Source organism: Paenibacillus sp. FSL H7-0735 (assembly GCF_038008505.1).
Lineage (GTDB): Bacteria > Bacillota > Bacilli > Paenibacillales > Paenibacillaceae > Paenibacillus_AQ > Paenibacillus_AQ odorifer.
The window spans coordinates 4,600,433-4,622,388 of the sequence record NZ_JBBOZH010000001.1 but is presented as its reverse complement, the minus strand read 5'-3'; the positions used below and the strand labels follow the sequence as shown (position 1 = coordinate 4,622,388).

Genomic DNA, 21,956 nt, shown 5'->3' with positions numbered 1-21,956 from the left:
GTCAGTAGGGTGAATTTCCCTGACTTGGTACAATAGATTGATACACTCTGCATTATTAAACCCCAAGCTACTGATCATTTTCTGAACACCAGCAAAACCCATTACATAAGCTCTTAGAATATGTAGCAGATATGATTCGTTGCGCTTCATAATCATTGCTAAGTAATGATATGATATAGGCATCAATTTTGTGGGGTGCACTGATATGGATTTCCGAATCAAAGAACTAGTTAATGCTACACAGCAAACCTATGGATTGGACAACTACTACTTACATACAAATGAAATTTATCGCGAAGTTACGATGCTGGGAGAAACCGACTATTTGCTTAGTATGGAATGGTTTCCTTCTCACATTAAGGAATGGAAGGAGGATTATAATCCGGAAGGAACTGCAGTCATTACGCTTGACTTACTATCCCGCAACTATAAAAGTGTTATTTTTGTTGGAGGGAAATCTTATGCAAATCGAACACCATTCCAAAACATTGAAATAAACGGCGTTATTCAGTGGATGGAAGCTGAAGTAGGGCTTGAATATGGTAAACAATTCTACCTATTGAAGGAAGAAAGAGGAGAATATCATTTTGCCGAATGTATAGACGGTATCCCCATCTCCCCCGGCGGGCGAATGGAATTACGCTTCGATGCGGAAGGTAGGATTATTTTTTATAGTGTATATGGCCAGTTTCCTTCTAGCTCCCTTGTGCACAAAGAGCATTATTCTCTCACGCTTCAAGCGGTAGAGCCACTGGCGAAAAAACAACTACAGCTTATCGAATATCCAGTGTACGAGATGAAGCATCTCCTGCCGATCTATGGGATAGAAGAAATCTACATTACAAATGATGGAACAACCACAATTCCATTTGAGATGATATCAGGTACGAGAGCACGACTGAATATTGATCAAGTAATACATTGGGAGCAAGTGGACACGGAACAGTTCGCAAGGACGGAGATCCGTCTGCAAGAAGTAGTTACAATCGAACAGGCAGTAGCACGTGAGCCGCATCCAGATTCATTTTCAATCACAGACGTAGAACAAGCCCAATGTATAGCCGCAGTCGAAGCTGGTTTAAGCCAGCTCTATCCGGATGAATCCGGACAATGGATTCTGAAGACTTTACATCGGGAAAGAGGACATATTCAAGCGACATTGAGGGGGAATGCGCCAAGTAATCGTATTTTTCAGCGTAAGATCCTCCTGTTTATCGATACGAAAAATTATAAGGTTATAGATTATATGGATAACAAGTTAATGCTCGATACGTTTGATGAGTTCCAGAGCGAAGGGGAAATTGCTGTGAGCCATGACGAAGCTTATGACAAGCTCAGGGGATGGTTCGAATTAACACCCGTCTATGTGTATAATCCTGGGCAGAAGAAGTATGTGCTGTGCGGGAAGCTGGATTGTGATTTTGCAGTGAAGGCTACTAGCGGAGATGTGGTGGAGTTGGGTAGTTTGGATTGATAGTGAAACCAGATTGATTTAGTCAAAAAGATAACTTCCGAAACTCATGTCCAAGAGACATGGGTTTTTCTTTATGTAGTTGGATGCCAAAAATTTAGACTTAATGAAAATAATTGTATAAAAATTTGATTTACTCGCAGAGAAATTCTGGTGTATAGCGTCAAATATAAGTAGACGTTAGAAAAAAAGAAAGTTCCGTTAGGTACAATGTATGAAATGAGAGACAATAACCGTTTTAAGGATGGTGAATGAGTTGGGTTTCAAAATACGTAAAAACACGGTGCAGTCCGTCTGGATGATGTGGGAAAAAGCTTTTGCGTTGCTTTCACATTTTCGCGGGTCGCATAAGTCACGCTTTGGAATATGTACCGTGATGCTAAAAAAGCATCGGGGACAGCCTATTGTATGCCAAGACGCCACGGTCATCAATCAGGGAGAGTGGGTGGGAGAACTCCACCTCGACAATGAAAGAATCCTGAAGTTGATCCGGTCCGAAGGATCGGATCGTGCCGCACTGCAAACGGCTCGCATGCTGCGCAAATCAATGCAGCAAATCAACGAAGCCTTCGAATCGCAGTCCGAGTTCAGGCAGGTCAAGGCTTTATTGGGGATTACACTGCTCCATCGGGGATTAACACACGGTCTTGGCTTTGAACAACAAAATATAAAGTCCGGCGTTTTCGAACGCATCACCACCATCTATCTTCGATTGCTGCTGTCTGCCATGCATCCTGAAGGGAGACAAAGAATCAATCGGCGAACAGAGCAACTGGTCCCGATGTTACTGATCCATTCACGCGCCTCACTGAAAAATCGATTCTCACCCGGACAGAACTACTCTGGATAGGACTTAGGCTTGTTATAAGGAGGTGTAATCATACTTACATATCTGATAGGAGGAATACTATGTGCGACTACTCTTTACATGTTTATTCCAAGTTTGATTACGCGAGTGAGCGGCTTTGGTGTCTTTCGCAAAGGAACGGTAGAAAAACAGGTGGCATTCACTTTTGATGATGGGCCACATCCGAAATATACGCCGGAATTGCTGGATTTATTGAAGTTACATCAAGTGAAGGCTACTTTTTTCGTGCTTGGAGCGCGAGCGGAGCAGTATCCAGATCTGATCAGAAGAATGGATCGGGAAGGCCATCAGATTGGCATCCATAATTACTGCCATACCTCTAATTGGCTGATGCTGCCCAGTACTATTAGGCGAGAACACCTGGAACGCTCCGCTGATATTATAGAGTCTATTGTCGGAATCAGACCCAATCATTACCGTCCACCCTGGGGATTAATCAATCTATTTGATTTTTTTCGGCACAAGCAGTATCGAATTGTTCTATGGTCGCTGAAGGCGAGTGACTGGAACATCCGGGCCTGTCAAACCCGGATGCAGGCCATTCTATTAGGTGGAATCACCGATGGCTCCGTTGTTTTACTTCACGATAGCGGAGAGACTGCGGGCGCGGACCGGCATGCTCCTTATTTTATGCTGCAAGCTTTAGAAGAAGTGCTGAACCAACTACAGGCAAGAAACCTGCAATTTGTCCGGCTTGATGAAATGTCTTGACGTTGCTATTTAGACTTAAATTGTTTGCGGAAGCAGAGCGGCGAGATGCCCATTATTAATTTGAAGGTTCGTCCAAAATGGGAGGTGTTATCAAACCCAACCATTCCCGCAATTTCAGTAACATTAAAAGAAGAGCCAAGCAGCAAATCACGCGCTTTTTTAATGCGGATGTTATTGATATATTCAATGAAGCTGAACCCGGTGGATTCTTTAAAAGTGCGGCAAAGGTAGGAAGAGCTTATGTCGAATTGCCGTGAAATCTCACAGAGCTTGAGCGGTTCCATATAATGTTGATTTACATAATTAACGATGTCCAGGACTTTCTTATGTGTACGATTGGATTCCACAAATGAAGCTGTGCGGCTGTCAAATAGTTTACGATTAAGATAGAGGAGCAGCTCCACCAATAATATTTGTTGGTACTGTTCGTATCCGCGGGCTTGCTTCTTTCCCTCCTGGATCATCTTCTGAAAAAGCTGTTCGATGAAATATTGATCCATCCCGGTCATCTTCAAAGCGCGGTAATCACTTTTGAACAATTCGAGCAGTTCCTCACATTGACTGCCGGTGCAGAAATGCTGCAGGAATTCTTTTTTAAACAGGAGTGTTACCCGCTCATACATATTGCAGCCTGAATTGACCAGTTTGTGCATTTCGTGAATATCCATAAATAGCAGCGTTCCGCCCGCAACCTGATAGGTTCTGTCCCCTATAAAATAATAAAAATCCCCGGATATTAAATACAGAATCTCATATGCATCATGATAGTGTCTTGCAGGCATGCTGGTGTATACCTGTTTCTTGCGGCTGATGTCAAAAAGAGTAGACTCATAAAATACCGGCTTCATTCAGCACCTCCTAAGAGGATTGTAGACTTAATCTATGGTTTGTAGCAACATATGTATAAAAATTAATAAATACAAGAAAATACGTGCTGTTTGGACAAACTTTTTGAGATAAGCTTGAACTGAATTACCAAGTGTTGGTAAAAGGAGGGCTGTCATGCTCAGATGGGTTGGGGATAAGGTTCACTGCCGCTAAAAGTTAAAGCGCTTAAACTATTCAATTAAAGGAGAGATTGCGGTGCTAAATTCAACGAAGAGTAAGGTTTCCAAGAAGATGAAATTTTCATTGATGATTCTGCTCAGTTTTTCAATGATTTTTTCTTATGGCTGTCTGTCCAAAACATCTCAACAGAAAAGTTATGCGGCAGGGAACCCTGATTCTAACTTCTCACCGGCAACACTTCAATTCTTGCGTGACAACACAGGACTGGATGGTGAGCAGTGGAACAATATTATGATGCTTGTCAACAAACCGGAGCAGGACGATCTGAACTGGATCGATTTTTACGGATATTGTGAAGATATTGATGATGACCGCGGGTATACGATTGGAATATTTGGTGCAACTACAGGCGGCTCAAATGATACCGGTCCTGACGGTCCGGATCTGTTCAAGGCATATGACGCTGCTAAAGGCGCGAGTAATCCTTCGGTTAAAGGTGCATTGGCCCGGATCGGTGTTAAGGGTTCGATGAAAGGGAAGATCCTCGAGATCAATGAAAGCGAAGAGAGCTTCTGTAGAAAAATCGGCAATTTGCAAGATGATCCCGAGTGGAGAGAGGCTATGTGGAAAACGTTCTACAATATCTATATTAAATACAGTGTGGAGCAGGCCCGCAAACGCGGCTTTAACTCGGCATTAACTATTGGTTCCTTCGTGGATGCAGCGCTGAACCATGGAGCTACCGGCGGCTCCGAGACCCTTCAAGGGCTTTTGGGTAAATCCGGAAGCAGCACGGATGAGAAGACTTTCATGACCAAATTTTATAAAGAACGGACCAAGATTGTGGATACTAATGAGTACAACTCTCCGCCTAACGGCAAGAACCGTGTGAAGCAGTGGAGCAATTTGCTGAACATGGGAGAGACAGACCTGAAAGGTGCAGATTCGGCAATTCTTCAAGTCACCGACTGGGAACTCCAATAACAGGAATGTAAGGGCAGTAGAACCACCGTTCTTCTCGGTGACTGCGGTTCGATGATAAGTGAGATTAAGGAAGAGGGAGATGGGCTGAATGGATAACAACCAATCTTATCTCAAAAATAGATTTTACAAGGTAATCAGTCTAATGGTTATAGGTTTGCTGCTTGCCATGGAGTTGACCGGGTTTGTCTCAGCAGGAAGAGAGGGAAATGAGGAAGATCTTGCAAGCGAAGCAACTGCAGTTCAGGAAACGATTGCCCAGTGGATTTTTAAAGACAAAGGCGAGAACGGTGTATTTCCGGCTACAGGCGGGGTATATCAGACGGCTTCATCCATTCGTGATGTAGGAACTAATACGAATGCGTACACCTATGAGTCAGGTGAGAACAGCGTACGCAACCAGGGGTGGCATGAAGGAACGGGCCTGAAATACTGGCTTGCCACGCTTTCTACCAAAGGTTTCGAAGGTATCTTCCTCTCTTCACAGCAAACTTCTTCAAGTACAGGACCCAGGGATTTTAAGGTGCAATACAGTATAGATCAACAGGAATGGACAGATGTTACGGGCGGCAACCTTGTTTTAGCCCAGAACAATTTTAATTGTTCCAATAATTCCTGCAAATTAACTAACCTCGCTTTGCCTGCGGGAACAAACAATCAAGATGTACTCTATATCCGCTGGGTGGTAAACTCTGCGAAAAGTGTAAGCGGGGGAACGGTGTCCAGCTCAGGCTCAAGCAGAATCAAAGATGTGATAATTAAAGGAACACGCAGCAGCGGCGAACCTGGGGACACTCCCACACTTGAGGTAAGCAAAACTCCCGCTTCAGGGGCTGCAGATGTTTCCCTTAACGCAGAGATCACAGTGAAGTTTAACAAAGCGATCAGTCTCGACAGTGGTTATCAAGTTGTAATCACGGAAAACAATCTCCCTCTTAATAACATTTCTGCTTCGCTCCTCGGTCAAGACACAGTCAGAGTCAGCCACCCTAATTTTACTGCCGGCAAAACTTACAACGTGACCGTCCCTAAAGAGCTTGTTAAGGGGACTGCGGATGGCCGGACACCTGAGAACGATATTACCTGGAGCTTTAAGACAAAGTCTCCGGATACCGGCATCAAAACACCAACGCTGCTGAACATGACTTTTAACGGGGACCCAAAGACAAGTATCGCCTTTGACTGGTATACAGCCGAAACCGTCAGAGGTACAGTAGTGCAAGTAGTGGAGGCCTCCAATGCGGGAGGAAGCGAGTTTCCGGAACAACTGGCAGCTTCTTATGAGGGCAGCTCAACAGTTATTGAAACCTTAATGACATCAGGAGACAGAAGTTCTCAAAAGTATAAAAAGTTCGCCAGCCACAAGGTTATTGCAAGCGGTCTTAAGCCTGGAACCCAATATATCTACCGGGCCGGTAACGGTGATGCGGACGGCTGGAGCGAGGCGGGTTCTTTTACCACGGACAAGGCGGATAATCAGGATTTCCATTTCCTCTATGTAACCGACACCCAAGGCTCAAGTAAATCGAATTTTGATCTGTGGCAGGATACTTTTAAGAGAGCTATTGAGAAAACGGTAGATCCCAAGTTTGTTCTTCTTACAGGGGATCTAACGGATGACGGTGATCTGGAGCAGCTGTGGCAGTGGTTCTTGGGTGTGCCAAAAAAGGAATTTGCCAATGTGCCATTTGCACCGATTATCGGCAACCATGAGATAGAAGATTATCCGAATAACAACTTCTATAACCATTTTAATCTTCCAAAAGATGTCGGGACGGGTGCTCATGACGGTTCGGTATATGCTTTCGAATACGGCGATGCCCTGTTTATGCAGATCAATTCCCAGTACGAAGGGGAGGTCAAGCCATACAAAGCGGATATTCAGTTCACCAAACAATTGGAATGGATGCGGAATCAGGTGGCAAAGACCGATAAAAAGTGGAAATTCGTCTCGATGCATAAGGGAGCGTATTCTTCAGGGGATAATGCTTCGGCAGAAAGCGACCGGGTAGAATTTTACCGGAAATATCTGATTCCTGTATTGGATGAGCTGGGTGTGGACATGGTTTTTGAAGGTCATGACCATATGTATATGAGGTCTTTTCAAATGCTGAACAACGTTCCGATTAAGAATGTCATTACCGATGAGCAAGGAAATGTGCTGAATCCCAAAGGGACCGTATATCTAATGGGCAACTCGGCAGCTTCGAAATTCTATGCTATTAATCCAGATGCAGACACTTTTTTTGCAGCAAAAAACGATCAGCCCAACAAGAAAATGTTCGTGGATGTTTCCATTACAAGCGACGTGCTGAAATTCACATCCTACACAGCAGTTAAAGATAAACCCCTTGCCGTCTATGATGCTTACAGTATTAAACGGACTGATGTCAAACCCGGCATTGTCCAAAATCCAAGCGCAGTAAGACAGTCAGGGAACCGTGCAGTTCTTTCTTGGAAAGCGCCAGCAAATAGTTCTGAGCCGGTGCGAGGTTACCGGATTTACGAGAAAAATGATAAAGTCAGCACAAACTGGAGCGTGTATGTACCGACGGTAAGCGGTCAGACGAGTTACAGCTATACATTAAACGGCATAGATTCTGCTAAAGCCTACAATTTCGTTATTAAAGCAGTGGGGACAAGAAATAACTCGCTTCCAGCAGAGGCAGGAATACAATGAAAGGATAGAGGAGGCGTTGACGGAGCTTAGGCATCCGTTAACGCCTTTTTTTAGTTGTTGAAGCTGTCCATTCCTCCTACGGTAACTCCTCAGAAAGATAGCCTCACTTTTTACCAGATCATGATTCATTGCGCATTGGCGTGACTTTTGTTCCTTTTAACGGCATAACCTCTGCATTGGTACCTTCAAAATATAACGGCAGTCCTTCTGCCAGGATAGTCAAGAGGGTTTGGGTTGGGTCCTACGAAACCTAGAATGGGGATGATAAATTTAAGTGCCATCCATTCATAGACACCAGGTAAGCCGTGAATCAAAAATACGCAGATCCATGACAGTAAAGCTGCAGCCAAAATTGTACTACCTAAATACCCGAATGCTTGAATTATTCTTTTCATATTCGCACCTAACGTATAAGAAAGTGTCTAATAGTTAGAAGAATATAACTGTAAAAATCACTTCAATTGCTAACATATCCGAGGCTCGATACGGTTATTTGGATAATACCACCTTAGGGAAATCTGAAAAACAAACATTTGTACAACTGTATTTGTCTTGTACCGTTCTTTGAAGTTAGTAATAAACTATATCAATCTCAGAAAAGGAGTTGATTTAGTTGGCTAACAGTGATATACGTCTTACTCTTTGGTCGGGTACTAATTTTACCAATCGTCGGATTCGATTCAGACGTGGAGGAGTTGCGGTTCGTGATCTTGGAGCGTTTCGGTTTAACAACGTTCTCTCGAGTTTCCGTCTCAGAAATGTTGTGGAAAGCTCTCAAGTAACGCTTGTGCTTTTTTCGCGAATTAACTTTCAGGGATCGTTCCGTGTGTTCCGTGGCAGCCAAAACGTAGCGAACTTGAATAATTTTAACTTTAACAATGTCACATCTTCGTTGATATTGGTAGGACGTATCCTTACAAGCTCCGAAATTTCCCAAATTCAAAGTACCGGTAGAGCGCCTCGAGATGTCCTCGTAATAAGACAATAATAATGCAAAGGGGGCCCCTAGGGCGCCCCTTTTTTACAAATATCAGTAGCACAGGTCAAGACAAAATATGCATAGAATTTAATATAAAATAAGAGAATAGGTGCTGCTCCCGCAAACAATCCTCCTTTAAACTAATAACGTACTTAACAAAATCTGCTAGAGGAGGATTCAAATGCGCAAAAAGGTTATCGGGAGAATTTGCAGTACAGTTATGATTTGCAGTCTGCTTGCAGCAGGCAACGGAACGACCTACGCCGATGGCGCCAATAACTCTGATGCTCCTACCAACAAATCGGTCAAAAACGTAATCCTGTTTATTACGGATGGGATGAGCTTATCCGATGTGAACTTGGCCAGATGGTATCAGGGAGGGCAGGCGCTTGCGATGGATAAGTATTTCAGCGGGCTGGTGAGAACATATTCTACGGATTCACTGACCACAGATTCCGCTGCGGGAGCTACGGCTTATGCTACAGGCCATAAGGTTAAGAGTGAGACGGTATCCATACTTCCAGACCGAATAACGATGCCTTTCATAAGCGCAGTTAAGCCAGAGGACGTGAACAAACCTCTGCCTACCCTTATGGATGCAGCGAGAATGGCAGGGAAAAGTACAGGAACGGTATTCACTTGTGAATTAACGGATGCGACGCCGGCTACATTTTTAAGTCATGCATACACGCGTGACAATGCGCAGTCTATTGCAGAACAGATGGTCTATAGTGGTGTAGATGTTCTACTTGGGGGTGGTTCCGGGTATTTGGTACCCGGCAAAGAAGACATTAACCGCAAGGACGGAGAAGATTTAACCAAAGTTCTGAAATCAAATGGGTATGAATACGTAACGGATAAAGCAGGGTTAATGAATTCTAAAACGAATAAAATCTGGGGTCTCTTCAACCCCGAAGCACTGGATGCTGATTTTGACCTGAACCCGCAAAAGCAACCGAGCCTTGCTGAAATGACCAAAGTAGCGATAGAGAAGTTGTCGCAGAACGAGAACGGTTTTATTCTGATGGTCGAAGCAAGCCAGATTGACTGGTATGGTCATGATAACGATCCAGTGGGTATTATGAGTGAGACCTTAGCGTTTGATAAAGCCTTTAAAGCCGCTGTTGACTTTGCAGAAAAAGATGGCAATACAGCAGTCTTATCGGTTTCGGATCATGCTACCGGCGGACTCAATATGACGAACTATGATTCTACCAAAGACCTAATCTCCGTGCTGAAGAAAGCGAAGCATACCAGTTATTACATTGAAGGCAGTATTAATGAGAGCAATTTCAAAAAGGTCCTTGCAGATCATTATGGACTTAGTGATCTAACCAAAGAAGAAGCAGATCAAGTCAGATTGGGAATGCAGGATAACCTTTCGCCGGTCATCGGTAAAATTTTGGGGGATAAAATAGGTGTAACCTTCTCTACGGATGATCACACATCGGAAGAAGTTGGCTTATTCGCGTACCATCCGGCTAATTTTAAACCGACTGATTTCGTGAACAGCGGTGTAATCCAGAATACGGATGTGAATAAATATATTCAAGAAGTGACCGGACTCAATCTGGCGCAGCTTCAGGATACACTGTACGTATCCAGTGATAAATTCAAGGCCAAAGGAGCTACGATTACCCTAGATAAGACCGATAAGAATAATCCGGTGGTTGTAGTGAAAAAAGCAGGCCAAGTTCTCAAGCTGCCTATAGATAAAAATATCGCCATACAGGATGGCAAAACAACGAAACTAAATGTGCTGACGGTAATGATTAAAGATAAAGTGTGGATTTCGCAGGATGCTTTGGACTTGATTCTCTGATTCTTAATGTTCATGTTGTGATCTGTCGGCTAAAAGTTAAAGCGCTTAAACTTGAGAACCCCTTTTTATAAGGGGTTTTTGGGTTGGGAAAATAAATTCCGACTTGCATTAAGAGGAGGAAAGTGAAGTTTTTATCGTTTTGTTGCAGGCTTTTTTCCATAGGTCATCAAGCGCCAAAGCTTTTCTAAGGGTCCCATGGAAAAGAACTTGAACCAGATGGTACTAAAAATGATTTGAATAAAATAAATCAGAACTGCGATGTAGAGAATATCTTTCGGTGAAACGACTTCGAGACCTATCATTGAAATGATTGCCGTCCCTATAATGCTTTGTGCTACATAATTTGTAAACGCCATTTGACCCACCCGTGATATGGGTTTCAGGAATTTCACCATTTGTTTATTTTCTAATAGTAGAAATAATGTTGTTAAGTAGAACAAAGTGGTTGGGAGAGATCCTAAGCCCGTAACTGAATCTACATTGCTGCTCCCACTTTGAGAAGCGTTCCAAATCCATAGTGAAAAACCAATGAACAACAGAAATGATACCATTTGAATTCCTCTAATTGGTTTAGACAATTCTTGTATGTGTGTCAGCCAACCTGACTTTGCGGTTAAAAAACCAGCTAAAAACATAATAAAGATTTGTATAGCATCATTAGAAAAAATATCAAGGATAGATGATATAACCCCTAGAGTGGGTAGAAATATTTTTGCCACCAAGGAAATGATGTAAATGGATGTCATACCTATCAGCCATTTTTTAAGTGTAGAAACCGTTGAGTGATAAAAAGGGATCAGAAACAATCCGATAATGGCGTATGTGGGCAGAATGGTTCCCCAAAAGATAAATACATGAATGATTCCCAGCAGCAAAAGGATTAGTAAACGTCTAGCCATACGCCATCTGGGTTTATCTCCCCGGCTTTCGGCTCTTGAGGCGAAAATGTATAGACCTACACCAAATAGAAAGGAAAAAATAGAAAAGAACTTTTTTTGTACGAAGATGATTATCAAGCTATGGATGATTCCATTAATGCCACTATAGTTTGGTAAGGGATCTCCTTCCATAATAACTTTAAAGGCTCCAACATTTATAAGCAGAATGCCGAAAAGAGCAAGTCCGCGAATGATGTCGAGTGAAATGATTCTTTCTTTTTGCGAAATGGAGGGATTCATTAATAGTGCTCCTTTGAAAATATTTTTATTTGCTTAGGAGTTAGTATAAGTTGCGAACCTTACATTAAATTGATGCCAACATTACAGGATCCTTAAATTTGATAAAATGTTCCAACTCCAGTTGAATTAGAATCAGTTTTATGGTTAATATGAATACTAAATCATTTTGGGGTGTGAACTAGAAATGTCAGCATATACTCAACCGATCTTTGTGGCAGCGATCTTTTTTGTGGTTTTAGCATTTGCCTTATTTATCCCATGGCTCATTTATACCTATAGAAAATATAATTACCTTCCCTTTTCTACCACGTTAATTTCGTTTTCGTTTATCTTTTACTTTCTAGCAGCGTTATTTTTAGTATTGTTGCCGTTGCCGGAAATACGTAATACTTGTTCTCTTCAAAAACCGGGCACACAACATTATTCACTTATGCCATTTCAATTTATAGTGGGCACCTTTGGCAATAGTGGCATCGTGTTATCACAGCCAGCTACTTATAGACTGTTATTTAGCCAACCCTCATTCTATCAAGCTTTTTTTAATTTCTTGCTATTATTACCTTTTGGTGTTTATCTGCGTTACTTTTTTCATGATAAAAAATATTGGAAGAAAGCTCTAGGCTTCACGTTCCTATTAACTTTATTTTATGAGATAACACAGGTAACCGGTATTTACGGGATTTATAATTGCCCTTATCGTATTTTTGATGTGGATGATTTATTGTTAAATACTTCTGGCGGAGTACTGGGGTTCTTTATTGCTCCAGCCGTGTTGGCGTTATTCCCATCAAAAAAGAAAATTAAGGAGAAAGCAGAAAGATTATTAGCTCTTGATGAAGTAAGAGGGATGTCTGTGTTACTGGCTGTTATTATTGATCTATTTATCAGCAACCTAGTAGTTAAAGTTGTGTTGAGTATGACCAACGTTAATATGGTTAGTGAATTTATTGCGAGCACAATTACACTTTCTGTAACCTTTTTTATTATTCCGATAATTTGGAATGGATCGACAATCGGTACGAAAATAATGCGTTATCGCTATGACAGTAAAATAAGTCGAGTGGAAACTAACAAGCGATTATTTAAACGCTTTGGTGCCATTTACGCGATGTACTTCATAACAGTCATTGCGAATATTTTGAATAATGTGGAACTATCAATGGATTCTCCATTTTATAAGGCATCTATATTCTTAACGCTAGGTGCTGGATTGACCTCCATTATTTTAACGATCGTGTTGTTCATCCATATTGTCTTAGTCGTGTTTGGCAAACAAAAACGCCGCTTTTACTTTGATGAAGCTTCTGATTTATATACAACCAGAAAAAAATGAATGCTATTCAATAGCAAAGGGATACTCCGTAGTCTTAAATGGCTACAGGGTATCCCTTTTTTTGTAGATTTAAGCTTGTTGTAAGGTTGGCATGAATTTGCTGTAAGGTTCGGTGCCTATAGTATAAGTATCAGCAAATTATGAGGTGAAATGAATGGAACCATTATTAAAAGTAGAAAACGTAAAAAAAGTGTACGGGAAGTTAAGTGCTGCTTACACAGCGTTGGAAAACGTGTCTTTTGACATTCATGAAGGTGAGTTTGTAGGGATTATGGGACCTTCCGGAGCGGGAAAATCAACCTTGCTAAATTTGTTAGCAACCATAGATTCTCCAACAGAAGGAAAGATATATATGAAGAACAAGAGTATTCATGATCTGAAGGAAGCAGCTTTGTCAGACTTCCGGCGTGAACATCTCGGGTTCATCTTTCAAGATTACAATTTACTCGATTCCTTGACGGTAAAGGAGAACATATTGCTTCCCCTGGCGATTGCTAAAATTCCAGCGAAGAAAATTAATCACCTCGTGACTCAGATCTCTAAAGTATTTGGGATTGAAGATTTACTGGGGAAATATCCTTACCAAATCTCTGGGGGTCAAAAGCAAAGAACCGCTGCGGCTAGAGCGCTCGTGACAGAGCCAGCACTGATTTTGGCTGATGAACCAACAGGTGCACTTGACTCTAAATCAGCAACAGATTTATTGGAAAGCTTAAGTACTTTAAATGAAAATAACAATTCGACCATTATGATGGTAACCCATGATGCCTTTGCCGCAAGCTTCTGCCGCCGGATTATTTTCATCAAAGATGGTTCGTTTTCAACAGAAATCTATCGTCGTGATCAGACACGCAAAGCCTTCTTCCAAGAGATCTTAGATGTTCATGCGGCCATTGGGGGTGAGGTAGATGACGTTATTTAGTCTAGCAAGAAAAAATATAGCCAGAAATTTCTCGCAATATTTTTTATACATTGCATCGATGGTGTTTAGTATCATCATTTACTTTACATTTGTGACCTTAAAATATAGTGATACGATAGCAGAACAGACGGCTTCATCCCAAAAACTGGCTTCCCTAATGAGTGGCGCGGCAGTCATTCTTATCTTTTTCGTGTTCATATTTATAGCTTATTCCAATTCATTTTTTATGAAAAAACGTAAAAAAGAAGTCGCACTGTATGCGTTGCTGGGGGTACGTAATCGTCAAATAGGTTTTATGCTCTTTTTTGAAAATTTGTTATTAGGATTATTCTCTTTAATAGTAGGGATTGTATTTGGCTTCCTCTGTTCAAAAGGATTTATGACGATTTTGATTCATTTAATGGGTTATGACGTTGTAGCACCCTTTACTTTTTCAATGGCGGCTGCGATGAACACGGCTATCGTATTTCTGGTTATTTTCTTAGTGACATCATTTCAAGGCTACCGCTTGATCTATCAATTTAAGCTGATTGATTTATTTCATGCTTCCAAAAAGGGAGAAGTGGCGCCTAAACCATCTATGATAGTAGCTGTTCTTGGAGTGTTACTTATTGTCTTGGGCTATTGGCTTGCAATGCAGGACCTTTTCACTTCTAAGGTATGGGCAAAAATCGGATTTCTCATGACCGTATTAATTATTTTAACAACGGTAATTGTGGGTACATTTTTATTGTTCCACAGTGTGACTGGCTTTGTGTTAGCAATGATTAAGAAAAATGAAAAGTGGCTGTGGAAAGGCCTTCATGTAATAACCATATCGCAGCTGCTCTATCGTATCCGTGGGAATGCACGTACATTAACTGTGATTGCTGTGTTGAGTGCTACAACAGTAACTGCCGGTGGAGCGGTCTATAGCCTGTATTACAATACGAATGACTCGGCAAAAACGATTAATCCGAATACCTTTATGTATCAATCAACAGATGCGGAAATGGATAAAAAAGTAAATGCTGTACTGCCAGCTACAAAATACGATGAAAATATCGATGCGCTATCCATTACGTTTCATACGAAAGAATTAAATTCACCATCCTCGTTCGATAGCTCTGATAAAAGAGGGTATACAGTTATCGATGAAAAAACATACAACAACTTAGCAAATGTACAGCATAAAGAAAAATTAAATGTAAAGGATGGTTACGCAGTTATTTTAGATATCGGATATGACAAAAGGTTCTCACCTATGTATACAGGAAAAACTATAACAACAGGCAACGGCCATCCACTCACATTCCAAAGCTTTAAAACACAAACCGTATTGAATGCAGGCACAGCAGGTATAACAGTTGTAGTCTCGGATGAACAGTATAAAGTATTACGGAATGATGGAGAAGTGCTACGCTATCGTGTTCTTGGGATAGAGGATGCCTCTGTGGATTTATCTGCAAAAATCGCAAACCATTTGCCTGAAGAAGCGCCATTTTCCAGTAGGCCTCAAGATTACCAAACAAGCTTGGAAAGTGTAGGTTCTCTACTTTTTATAGGAAGTTTCCTTGGGCTCGTATTTCTGGCTGCAACAGGCAGTATCATTTACTTTAAAGTTTTAACAGAGGCAGAAGAGGATAAAGCACAGTACAATATGCTGCATAAAATGGGTGTCAGTGCAAAAGAAATGCAGAAATCCATTGCGTCACAGGTATTCGTTATCTTTGTTGTACCGCTTATAGTAGGGTTATTGCATAGTGTAGTGGCTTTAAAAGCATTCTCTAGTCTACTGATGATAGATTTAGCAAAGCCAGTGTTGCTCTGGATGATTGCTTATACCGTAATTTACGGTTTGTATTATTTCTTAACCGTAGCTTCATACAATCGTATTATCACACTAAATAATAGAACAGAAGGATGATTGAGATGAAAAAATTTCTAATTACTATGGGTATTTTGTTTGTTATTGGGGTTGTAGGTGTCTTTGCTCTAGCAAAGATTGATTTCAATCGCATGAATGCCGAAAATTACTATTTACAAATTACAGAGGATGGGGAACCCCATGAATATAAACTGAGTGATGGTACAGTGATGACTTCCTATTCGTATACACTAGAGGCTACAAATGCTAAAGGTAATACAATTCCACTGGAATTTAATGCACAAAAAAATCTTCGTAAAGGCGCCTACTTAAAAATGTATGTAAAAAAAGGTGATCAAGTCTCCTCATACGATGAAGTGAAAGTAGAGGATATTCCGCTAAAAGCAATAAAAAACTAATAAATTGAAGAAGGGCTGTCTCCAATAAAGGTAATGGAGCACAGCCCTTTCCTCTGCCTAATGAGTAAGTAAGGCATTTGTATTATAAAAGTATAGTAATGGTGGTTCCGGTATTTTCAATGCTCGTCATATCGAGGTTCCCCTCATGAGCCCAAATAATGTCTCTTGCGATGGCCATTCCTAAACCAGTACCATGCTTGCTGGTTGTATTTGTACCCCGATAGTAGCGTTCGAAAACCTGTTCCAGATCTTTAGTTGGAATACCCTGGCCATTATCAGAAATCGAAATTTGGGTATGAGATTCTGGACCTGTATCCACTCGAATCTTCACCACGACATTTTCATCGTTATGCACCAGCGCGTTGTAGATCAAGTTAAGGATCGCTCGTTTTAGTAACTTTTTATCTACTTTATGCATTGCTTTAGCCACATTCGCCTCAAACTCTATCTGCCGTTCACCAAAGGTCGGGTCATTTAAAAGTTCAATCGTCATTTCTCGTAGAAACTGAACGAGATTCACCTCTTCAAATTGCAGGGATAGCTGGTGATTACGTAAACGTGTTGTTAAATTGAGGTCATCTAACAGATCTTTCATATACATCGATTTACTTTTGATAATTGACGTGTATTCCTGTAATTCTTGGGCTGTTAAATCTGTGGCACTGTCGTTAATAAATTCTGCATAACCTTGAATAGAAGCAAGTGGTGTTTTCATGTCATGTGAAACATTGCTAATCCATTCCTCACGCATTTGATCGAGACGTTTACGCTCCTCTTCATGCCGATCGAGCTTTTCAGATAGTTCATTCATATTACGAAAAACATCTTCATAAACACCTTTGGGAGTAGGCATTTTCTTAAAACGTCGTTCCCTGAGCTGTTGAATACCCTCTATTAATGTATGAAGGGGTGCAGTTAACTTTTTCCCAAATAGAAATCCAATGATGATTACAATAAGCACATCAACGATTAAAAAAATGGAAAGAAAAACATTAACATCTTTGAAAATTTTAGCGTAGTCATAGGTCATTACGTAGCGGCCTATTTTAGGATTATTAATCCCTAAAAAGTAACTGAAATTTTGGGCTTCGCTGACAAAAACCGTCGTGCGTGCATCTAATTCTTTATATTTATACATTTGGACAATTTCAATAGGAGAATACTCTGTTTTCAATTCTTCAGGGGTATAAAAGGCTGCTGCTTGCTCCCCTTGGTCATTCAAGAATTGTACCCAGGCGCTCATTTCTTGTAGTTTTTTGAGACCTTCTTCGTTCACAACAGGTTTGCCAGCCTGTAGTTCTACGTATTGTGAAAAGGTTCGGCTAAAGGTTTCTGCAGATGCTTCTTCAGTGCCAAAGTTATTATTATTTACCTTTATAAAGAATAGGGAAAGGAACAAAATCGCGTTTACAATACCAACGATCACAACAATAGTCATAACCGATCTTAAAAAGCGGAGTGTCAATTTCCATTTCAACTAGTCTCACTCCTTGGTATGTAATTTATAACCTAACCCTTTAACCGTCAAAATAAAGGAAGGATTTGAAGGGTCGGCCTCAATTTTTTCGCGTAATCGCCGAATATGTACCATCACTGTATTATCGGAACCAAAAAAATCTTCACCCCACACCTGTCCAAACAAGGTTTCTTTGCTTAGAATCTGATTGGGATGATGCATAAAACAGCTCATTAAACCGACTTCTTTGGCGGTTAGCACGAGGACCTCGCCATTCTTTTTTAATTCTGTCTCATTGGCACTAAGTTCAAAGGGACCAGCTTGTAAGCTTTTCGGAGCCTTTTTTTCTTCTGTAAAGCCAGCTCTTCTCAGTTGTGCCTTTACCCGATAAGCGACTTCTTTCGGACTGAACGGTTTAGTAATATAATCATCGCCACCTATCGCCAGTCCTAACAGCTTATTAATTTCCTCGTCTTTTGCAGACATAAATAAGATGGGTGCATTTGATGTTTCCCGAATTTTTCTGCATAAGTCATATCCTTCTCCATCTGGGAGCATAATATCTAGCAATATAAGCTCAGGATTATACTCCTGGAACTTGTCCCAACCCTCTGCAACGGTCCCGGCAGTTACAACGTCTGGAACACCTTCTTTATGTAAAACAGCCTTCATTAGACGCGCTAAATCATCTTCATCGTCTATGATTAATACCCATTTACGACTTGCCATTTATTTCCCTCCAAATCCGTCTTTATGTACATTATTACATTATAAAGGACTCTTTATTTCTTGCGCAAAAAAATCGCAAAAGAAAGGCTTGCATGAAGATGGGTATTACTTAGACGAACATAGCAAAGCAATATTTGGTGATTTATTAAAAATTCATTCTAGATATAGCCAAATCAAGTAAGGAGGAGAAATTGTTACGCCCCCTGCCTTCTATGGCATTGATCTGCACTGTATATGGCCCTTTGAAGAAGTTCGCTAAAATGATGGAAGAAGGTGAGTTACTGTATTCGCTTGAGCTCGAAGAAGAACTTGCAGACAGCTTTTGGAATGCCATTAGATGGGGCAGCGACTTGCAAGGAGTGCAAGCAGCCTTAACAGGAACAACTGCAACCAATGCTGATTTGCAGAATATTTCACAGGATGACTTTGTACGTACAGCCGTGATTATGCTGGTCGGAATCTTAATTGTGCTAATAGTCATTACGCGCTCTGTGTCCAGTTCTCTGTTCATTATTGCTTCCTTGGTGCTAGTGTACTTACTTCTCTTGGAATCAGTGAAATCTTGAGCTGGATCGTTCCATTTTTCAGCTTCATTATGATTGCAGCCCTGGGCGTTGATTACAGCATATTCCTGATGATGCGGTATAACGAGCTTGAAGGGGATGTTGGATCACCTGCGCCGCGTTGATTCCTTCGGGCGTAATGACACTTATACAGGTAGCATTCGTATTAATCATTGCACTATTATTACTAAGTGTAGCGGCCATGCCGGTGTTCTTGACTGCATTAAAGCAGCTTGCTAGCAAATTAAATGGTTCAAGCAACGGTGCTACATCAAAGAATGTAGTTGACAAATCGAGTCATATTTAGAGGGCAGTAAAATTTAAAAATACATGCGTATTACGTATGCTGAGAACAATAGAAAGAATCTTCGGGGACCTTTGTGGTCCCTTGTTTCACCATATCAGAAAGTATATAATTATCGACTATACCTTACAACTTTATTACGCTATAATCAACGTAAAGTCACCAGATGACCTAAGAGTAGGATGATTTTAATAGATTAATTAATATTAGCTTTTGATATGCCGAAACGTATTTTGTTATTGTAATAGGTTGTTTATATTGTTTATGATATTAATAAAGGTGTTAATTAAATCTAGAGTAGGTAGATTATGAGTCTAAATGACAACGTATTAATTAAAATTCGTGATATGCGAGAGAGTTATACACCAGTTGAACGATTGGTCGGAGATTACATTTTAGAAAATACGGAAGAGATCCCTCATTTGTCGATTAAGGAATTGGCTCAATCGAGTAAGACAAGCGATGCATCTGTCCTTCGTTTCTGTAAGACGATGGGTTACAGCGGATACCGCAATTTTATTGTGAGTATATCGGCATCTTTGGGTTCTCGTGATGAGGATTCAAAGGCTCAATATACAGATATTCAGCCAGGTGATGATCTCTCGACAATTATATCAAATATTTCATTGAATAATTGCAAGTCCATTGAGGATACGCTTAGTGTTATTGATCGAAAAGAAATTACAAGAGCTGTAGAATTACTATGTCATAGTAAGCGAATTGTTTTCTTTGGAATAGGTGCTTCGGGACTCGTTTGTATGGACGGGGAACAGAAGTTCTCGCGAATTAATAAGATGTGTCATGCCTATACAGATGGTCATAGTCAGCTCACGGCAGCAACTTTACTTGAGAAAGATGATGTTGCCATTTTCATTTCTAACTCTGGAGCAACTAGTGATATTATTGATGCACTGGAAATTGCCCAAAAGAATAGAGCGAAATGTATTGCGATTACGAAGTACAATAAAAGTGAGCTTGCGGAGCGGGCGGATATTGTATTGAGCATATCCACACCTGAAATAACAATCCGCAGTGGGGCTATGGGCTCGCGTATTGCGATGCTTACGATCATCGACATATTATTTGCTGGTGTCGCAAGTGCTGAATATGAAGAAGTAAAAACCTACTTAACAAAAACGCATAATATATTAAAGAAAAAACTTAGAAATTAGGTTCTGATAGAATGAATGTGGAGGAAAGCATTGATCATGGATCAATGCTTTCTTTTTTTGTATTTCATTCACTTATTCGTGTACTAAAATGTACTACTTATCAATCCATGTCAGATTATCTACATGATGAATACGTTGATCTAATGAATATAATAAGTAGTTTAATTCAATAATTAATAGCTTGGCACACAATTATGAGGAAGAAAATGAATGGAATTGAAGACGAAACATCATCCGGTTGAACACGGATGATGTAACTTTATGTTTCGTTTGGAGCGATAATCAGCAAATAATACATTTTTTTAAATCGCTTTAACCTTAGAGCCATAGCGATCAAAGCAATTGTTAAAAATTTAAATTGCATCTTGTAAGCGCTTTATAAATGTGGTATAACATAGTATGTAAGGAATGAAATAAAACATCAGAATTTAATTTCTTCATGAAATTATATTTCAAAATCTATTGACGAAGCGATGGTGTTGTATTAGTATAAGAACATAATAATTGTAAGTTAATCTAACACGTTTTGTTAATTAAATGACAGATTAAGGCTGGGAAGAAGGAGGATGGCTATGAATGACTACCTTGCGGGATTGACAACAGAGGCTGTGAATCCAGACACATTAATGATTGATGAATGTACTACGGAAGAAATGATCCAGTTAATGAATCAACAAGATGCACTAGTCCCCAGAGCTATAGCTGAGGAGATTCCGCAGATTGCAAAGGCGGTAGATATTCTACATCATAGGTTGTCTAATGGTGGAAGAATGTTTTACATAGGAGCTGGCTCATCAGGAAGATTAGGTGTTCTGGATGCTTCCGAATGTCCTCCTACCTTTGGTACAGATCCTTCCTTGGTGCAGGGCTATATTGCTGGTGGTGATATTGCTTTGCGTACTGCGGTTGAAGGCTGTGAAGACGATATGGATGAAGGGATCGCATTAATCGAAAGCATTGGTGTAACAAACAAAGATGTACTTATTGGGATTTCGGCAAGCGGTAGTGCAAACTACGTTATTGCAGCTTTAGCGAAAGCAAAGGAACTTGGAGCAGCCACTATCGGTGTTTGTAACAACAGAGGCTCAAAGTTCGAACCCATTGTAGATGTTTGTATAACACCTGTTGTAGGACCTGAGGTCATTAGCGGTTCGACTCGATTAAAGGCAGGAACTGCTCAGAAGTTGGTGCTTAATATGCTGACAACATGCACAATGGTCAAGTTAGGAAAAACGTACAACAACTTGATGGTTGATCTGAAGGCTAGTAATTTTAAGCTCGTAGATCGCTCGATTCGTATCATCATGAACACGACTGGTGTAGATACATCAACCGCAGCAGAAACACTTGAAAAAGCATCTATGAACTGTAAGCTGGCAATTATGATGATTAAATCGGGGTTAGATGCAAAAGAAGCAGAACAAGTACTTAACACAAACGGAGGACGCTTGAAACAGGCAATCGCATCATTGGTTTAGGTGTGAAAAGTGGAATAACAGGATGGATGCTATTAA

16 protein-coding genes and 2 pseudogenes are annotated in these 21,956 nt (G+C 40.6%); 14 read left to right on the top strand and 4 right to left on the bottom strand.

Annotated features, from left to right (window positions below):
• The first annotated feature begins 205 nt into the window (after positions 1–205).
• The 3 genes from NSS82_RS21015 to NSS82_RS21005 all read left to right on the top strand — a co-directional run bounded on the left by NSS82_RS21015 (position 206) and on the right by NSS82_RS21005 (position 3,050).
• On the top strand, positions 206–1,474 hold the full coding sequence (locus tag NSS82_RS21015) for a hypothetical protein (protein WP_076104949.1): 1,269 nt from the start codon (positions 206–208) through the stop codon (positions 1,472–1,474).
• A 241-nt stretch (positions 1,475–1,715) separates the two neighbouring features.
• Positions 1,716–2,321, top strand: a complete 606-nt coding sequence (locus NSS82_RS21010) for a YkoP family protein (RefSeq protein ID WP_081386525.1) — start codon at positions 1,716–1,718, stop codon at positions 2,319–2,321.
• A gap of 78 nt (positions 2,322–2,399) precedes the next feature.
• Complete coding sequence (locus NSS82_RS21005) at positions 2,400–3,050, top strand: polysaccharide deacetylase family protein (RefSeq protein WP_175617280.1); 651 nt, start codon at positions 2,400–2,402, stop codon at positions 3,048–3,050.
• 5 nt (positions 3,051–3,055) lie between these two features.
• Here NSS82_RS21005 and NSS82_RS21000 read toward each other — a convergent pair whose 3' ends face one another.
• Positions 3,056–3,898, bottom strand: coding sequence for an AraC family transcriptional regulator (locus NSS82_RS21000; protein WP_076104947.1), 843 nt, complete (start codon positions 3,896–3,898; stop codon positions 3,056–3,058).
• A 271-nt stretch (positions 3,899–4,169) separates the two neighbouring features.
• Between NSS82_RS21000 and NSS82_RS20995 the strand changes: the two genes are divergently transcribed.
• From NSS82_RS20995 to NSS82_RS20985, 3 genes are all read left to right on the top strand, one after another.
• Positions 4,170–5,042 carry a chitosanase gene (locus tag NSS82_RS20995; protein WP_038574606.1) on the top strand — a complete coding sequence of 291 codons (873 nt, stop codon included), beginning with the start codon at positions 4,170–4,172 and terminating at the stop codon, positions 5,040–5,042.
• Positions 5,043–5,130: 88 nt separating this feature from the next.
• Positions 5,131–7,719: a metallophosphoesterase gene (locus tag NSS82_RS20990; protein ID WP_076104946.1), complete on the top strand. Its 2,589-nt coding sequence runs from the start codon at positions 5,131–5,133 to the stop codon at positions 7,717–7,719.
• Positions 7,720–8,879: 1,160 nt separating this feature from the next.
• Positions 8,880–10,520 carry an alkaline phosphatase gene (locus NSS82_RS20985; protein WP_036688747.1) on the top strand — a complete coding sequence of 547 codons (1,641 nt, stop codon included), beginning with the start codon at positions 8,880–8,882 and terminating at the stop codon, positions 10,518–10,520.
• Between the two features lie 131 nt (positions 10,521–10,651).
• On the opposite strand, the gene NSS82_RS20980 is transcribed toward NSS82_RS20985, so the two are convergent.
• A complete protein-coding gene (locus NSS82_RS20980) occupies positions 10,652–11,698 on the bottom strand; it encodes a DUF418 domain-containing protein (protein ID WP_076104944.1) in 1,047 nt (348 codons plus the stop codon).
• 184 nt (positions 11,699–11,882) lie between these two features.
• Here NSS82_RS20980 and NSS82_RS20975 point away from each other — a divergent pair, with 184 nt between their 5' ends.
• The 4 genes from NSS82_RS20975 (at position 11,883) to NSS82_RS20960 (ending at position 16,218) form a co-directional block, all read left to right on the top strand.
• A complete protein-coding gene (locus NSS82_RS20975; RefSeq protein WP_076104943.1) occupies positions 11,883–13,031 on the top strand; it encodes a VanZ family protein in 1,149 nt (382 codons plus the stop codon).
• A gap of 154 nt (positions 13,032–13,185) precedes the next feature.
• Complete coding sequence (locus tag NSS82_RS20970; RefSeq protein WP_038572078.1) at positions 13,186–13,953, top strand: ABC transporter ATP-binding protein; 768 nt, start codon at positions 13,186–13,188, stop codon at positions 13,951–13,953.
• Entirely contained in the window at positions 13,940–15,859 is a 1,920-nt protein-coding gene (locus tag NSS82_RS20965; RefSeq protein ID WP_076104942.1) for an FtsX-like permease family protein, read from the top strand. Before NSS82_RS20970 ends, NSS82_RS20965 begins: the two co-directional genes overlap by 14 nt.
• Before the next feature lie 5 nt (positions 15,860–15,864).
• Positions 15,865–16,218, top strand: a complete 354-nt coding sequence (locus tag NSS82_RS20960; protein ID WP_036688737.1) for a YxeA family protein — start codon at positions 15,865–15,867, stop codon at positions 16,216–16,218.
• An 82-nt stretch (positions 16,219–16,300) separates the two neighbouring features.
• On the opposite strand, the gene NSS82_RS20955 is transcribed toward NSS82_RS20960, so the two are convergent.
• Complete coding sequence (locus NSS82_RS20955; protein WP_076104941.1) at positions 16,301–17,695, bottom strand: sensor histidine kinase; 1,395 nt, start codon at positions 17,693–17,695, stop codon at positions 16,301–16,303.
• A gap of 6 nt (positions 17,696–17,701) precedes the next feature.
• Positions 17,702–18,403 carry a response regulator transcription factor gene (locus NSS82_RS20950; protein WP_036688733.1) on the bottom strand — a complete coding sequence of 234 codons (702 nt, stop codon included), beginning with the start codon at positions 18,401–18,403 and terminating at the stop codon, positions 17,702–17,704.
• Between the two features lie 212 nt (positions 18,404–18,615).
• Here NSS82_RS20950 and NSS82_RS20945 point away from each other — a divergent pair.
• The 4 genes and pseudogenes from NSS82_RS20945 to murQ all read left to right on the top strand — a co-directional run.
• Positions 18,616–18,681, top strand: a pseudogene (locus tag NSS82_RS20945) (hypothetical protein); the annotation flags it as partial.
• A gap of 63 nt (positions 18,682–18,744) precedes the next feature.
• A pseudogene (locus NSS82_RS20940) lies at positions 18,745–19,273 on the top strand (MMPL family transporter); the annotation flags it as partial.
• Between the two features lie 305 nt (positions 19,274–19,578).
• Positions 19,579–20,442: a MurR/RpiR family transcriptional regulator gene (locus NSS82_RS20935; RefSeq protein WP_036688728.1), complete on the top strand. Its 864-nt coding sequence runs from the start codon at positions 19,579–19,581 to the stop codon at positions 20,440–20,442.
• A 572-nt stretch (positions 20,443–21,014) separates the two neighbouring features.
• Positions 21,015–21,920: an N-acetylmuramic acid 6-phosphate etherase gene (gene murQ, locus NSS82_RS20930; RefSeq protein ID WP_042129111.1), complete on the top strand. Its 906-nt coding sequence runs from the start codon at positions 21,015–21,017 to the stop codon at positions 21,918–21,920.
• Positions 21,921–21,956: the final 36 nt, after the last annotated feature.

Bases quoted from the DNA above. Each gene is read 5' to 3' on its own strand.
- NSS82_RS21015 (WP_076104949.1), top strand. From the start codon at position 206: ATGGATTTCCGAATCAAAGAACTAGTTAATGCTACACAGCAAACCTAT.
- NSS82_RS21010 (WP_081386525.1), top strand. From the start codon at position 1,716: ATGGTGAATGAGTTGGGTTTCAAAATACGTAAAAACACGGTGCAGTCC.
- NSS82_RS21005 (WP_175617280.1), top strand. From the start codon at position 2,400: ATGTTTATTCCAAGTTTGATTACGCGAGTGAGCGGCTTTGGTGTCTTT.
- NSS82_RS21000 (WP_076104947.1), bottom strand. From the start codon at position 3,898: ATGAAGCCGGTATTTTATGAGTCTACTCTTTTTGACATCAGCCGCAAG.
- NSS82_RS20995 (WP_038574606.1), top strand. From the start codon at position 4,170: ATGAAATTTTCATTGATGATTCTGCTCAGTTTTTCAATGATTTTTTCT.
- NSS82_RS20990 (WP_076104946.1), top strand. From the start codon at position 5,131: ATGGATAACAACCAATCTTATCTCAAAAATAGATTTTACAAGGTAATC.
- NSS82_RS20985 (WP_036688747.1), top strand. From the start codon at position 8,880: ATGCGCAAAAAGGTTATCGGGAGAATTTGCAGTACAGTTATGATTTGC.
- NSS82_RS20980 (WP_076104944.1), bottom strand. From the start codon at position 11,698: ATGAATCCCTCCATTTCGCAAAAAGAAAGAATCATTTCACTCGACATC.
- NSS82_RS20975 (WP_076104943.1), top strand. From the start codon at position 11,883: ATGTCAGCATATACTCAACCGATCTTTGTGGCAGCGATCTTTTTTGTG.
- NSS82_RS20970 (WP_038572078.1), top strand. From the start codon at position 13,186: ATGGAACCATTATTAAAAGTAGAAAACGTAAAAAAAGTGTACGGGAAG.
- NSS82_RS20965 (WP_076104942.1), top strand. From the start codon at position 13,940: ATGACGTTATTTAGTCTAGCAAGAAAAAATATAGCCAGAAATTTCTCG.
- NSS82_RS20960 (WP_036688737.1), top strand. From the start codon at position 15,865: ATGAAAAAATTTCTAATTACTATGGGTATTTTGTTTGTTATTGGGGTT.
- NSS82_RS20950 (WP_036688733.1), bottom strand. From the start codon at position 18,403: ATGGCAAGTCGTAAATGGGTATTAATCATAGACGATGAAGATGATTTA.
- NSS82_RS20935 (WP_036688728.1), top strand. From the start codon at position 19,579: ATGAGTCTAAATGACAACGTATTAATTAAAATTCGTGATATGCGAGAG.
- murQ (WP_042129111.1), top strand. From the start codon at position 21,015: ATGAATGACTACCTTGCGGGATTGACAACAGAGGCTGTGAATCCAGAC.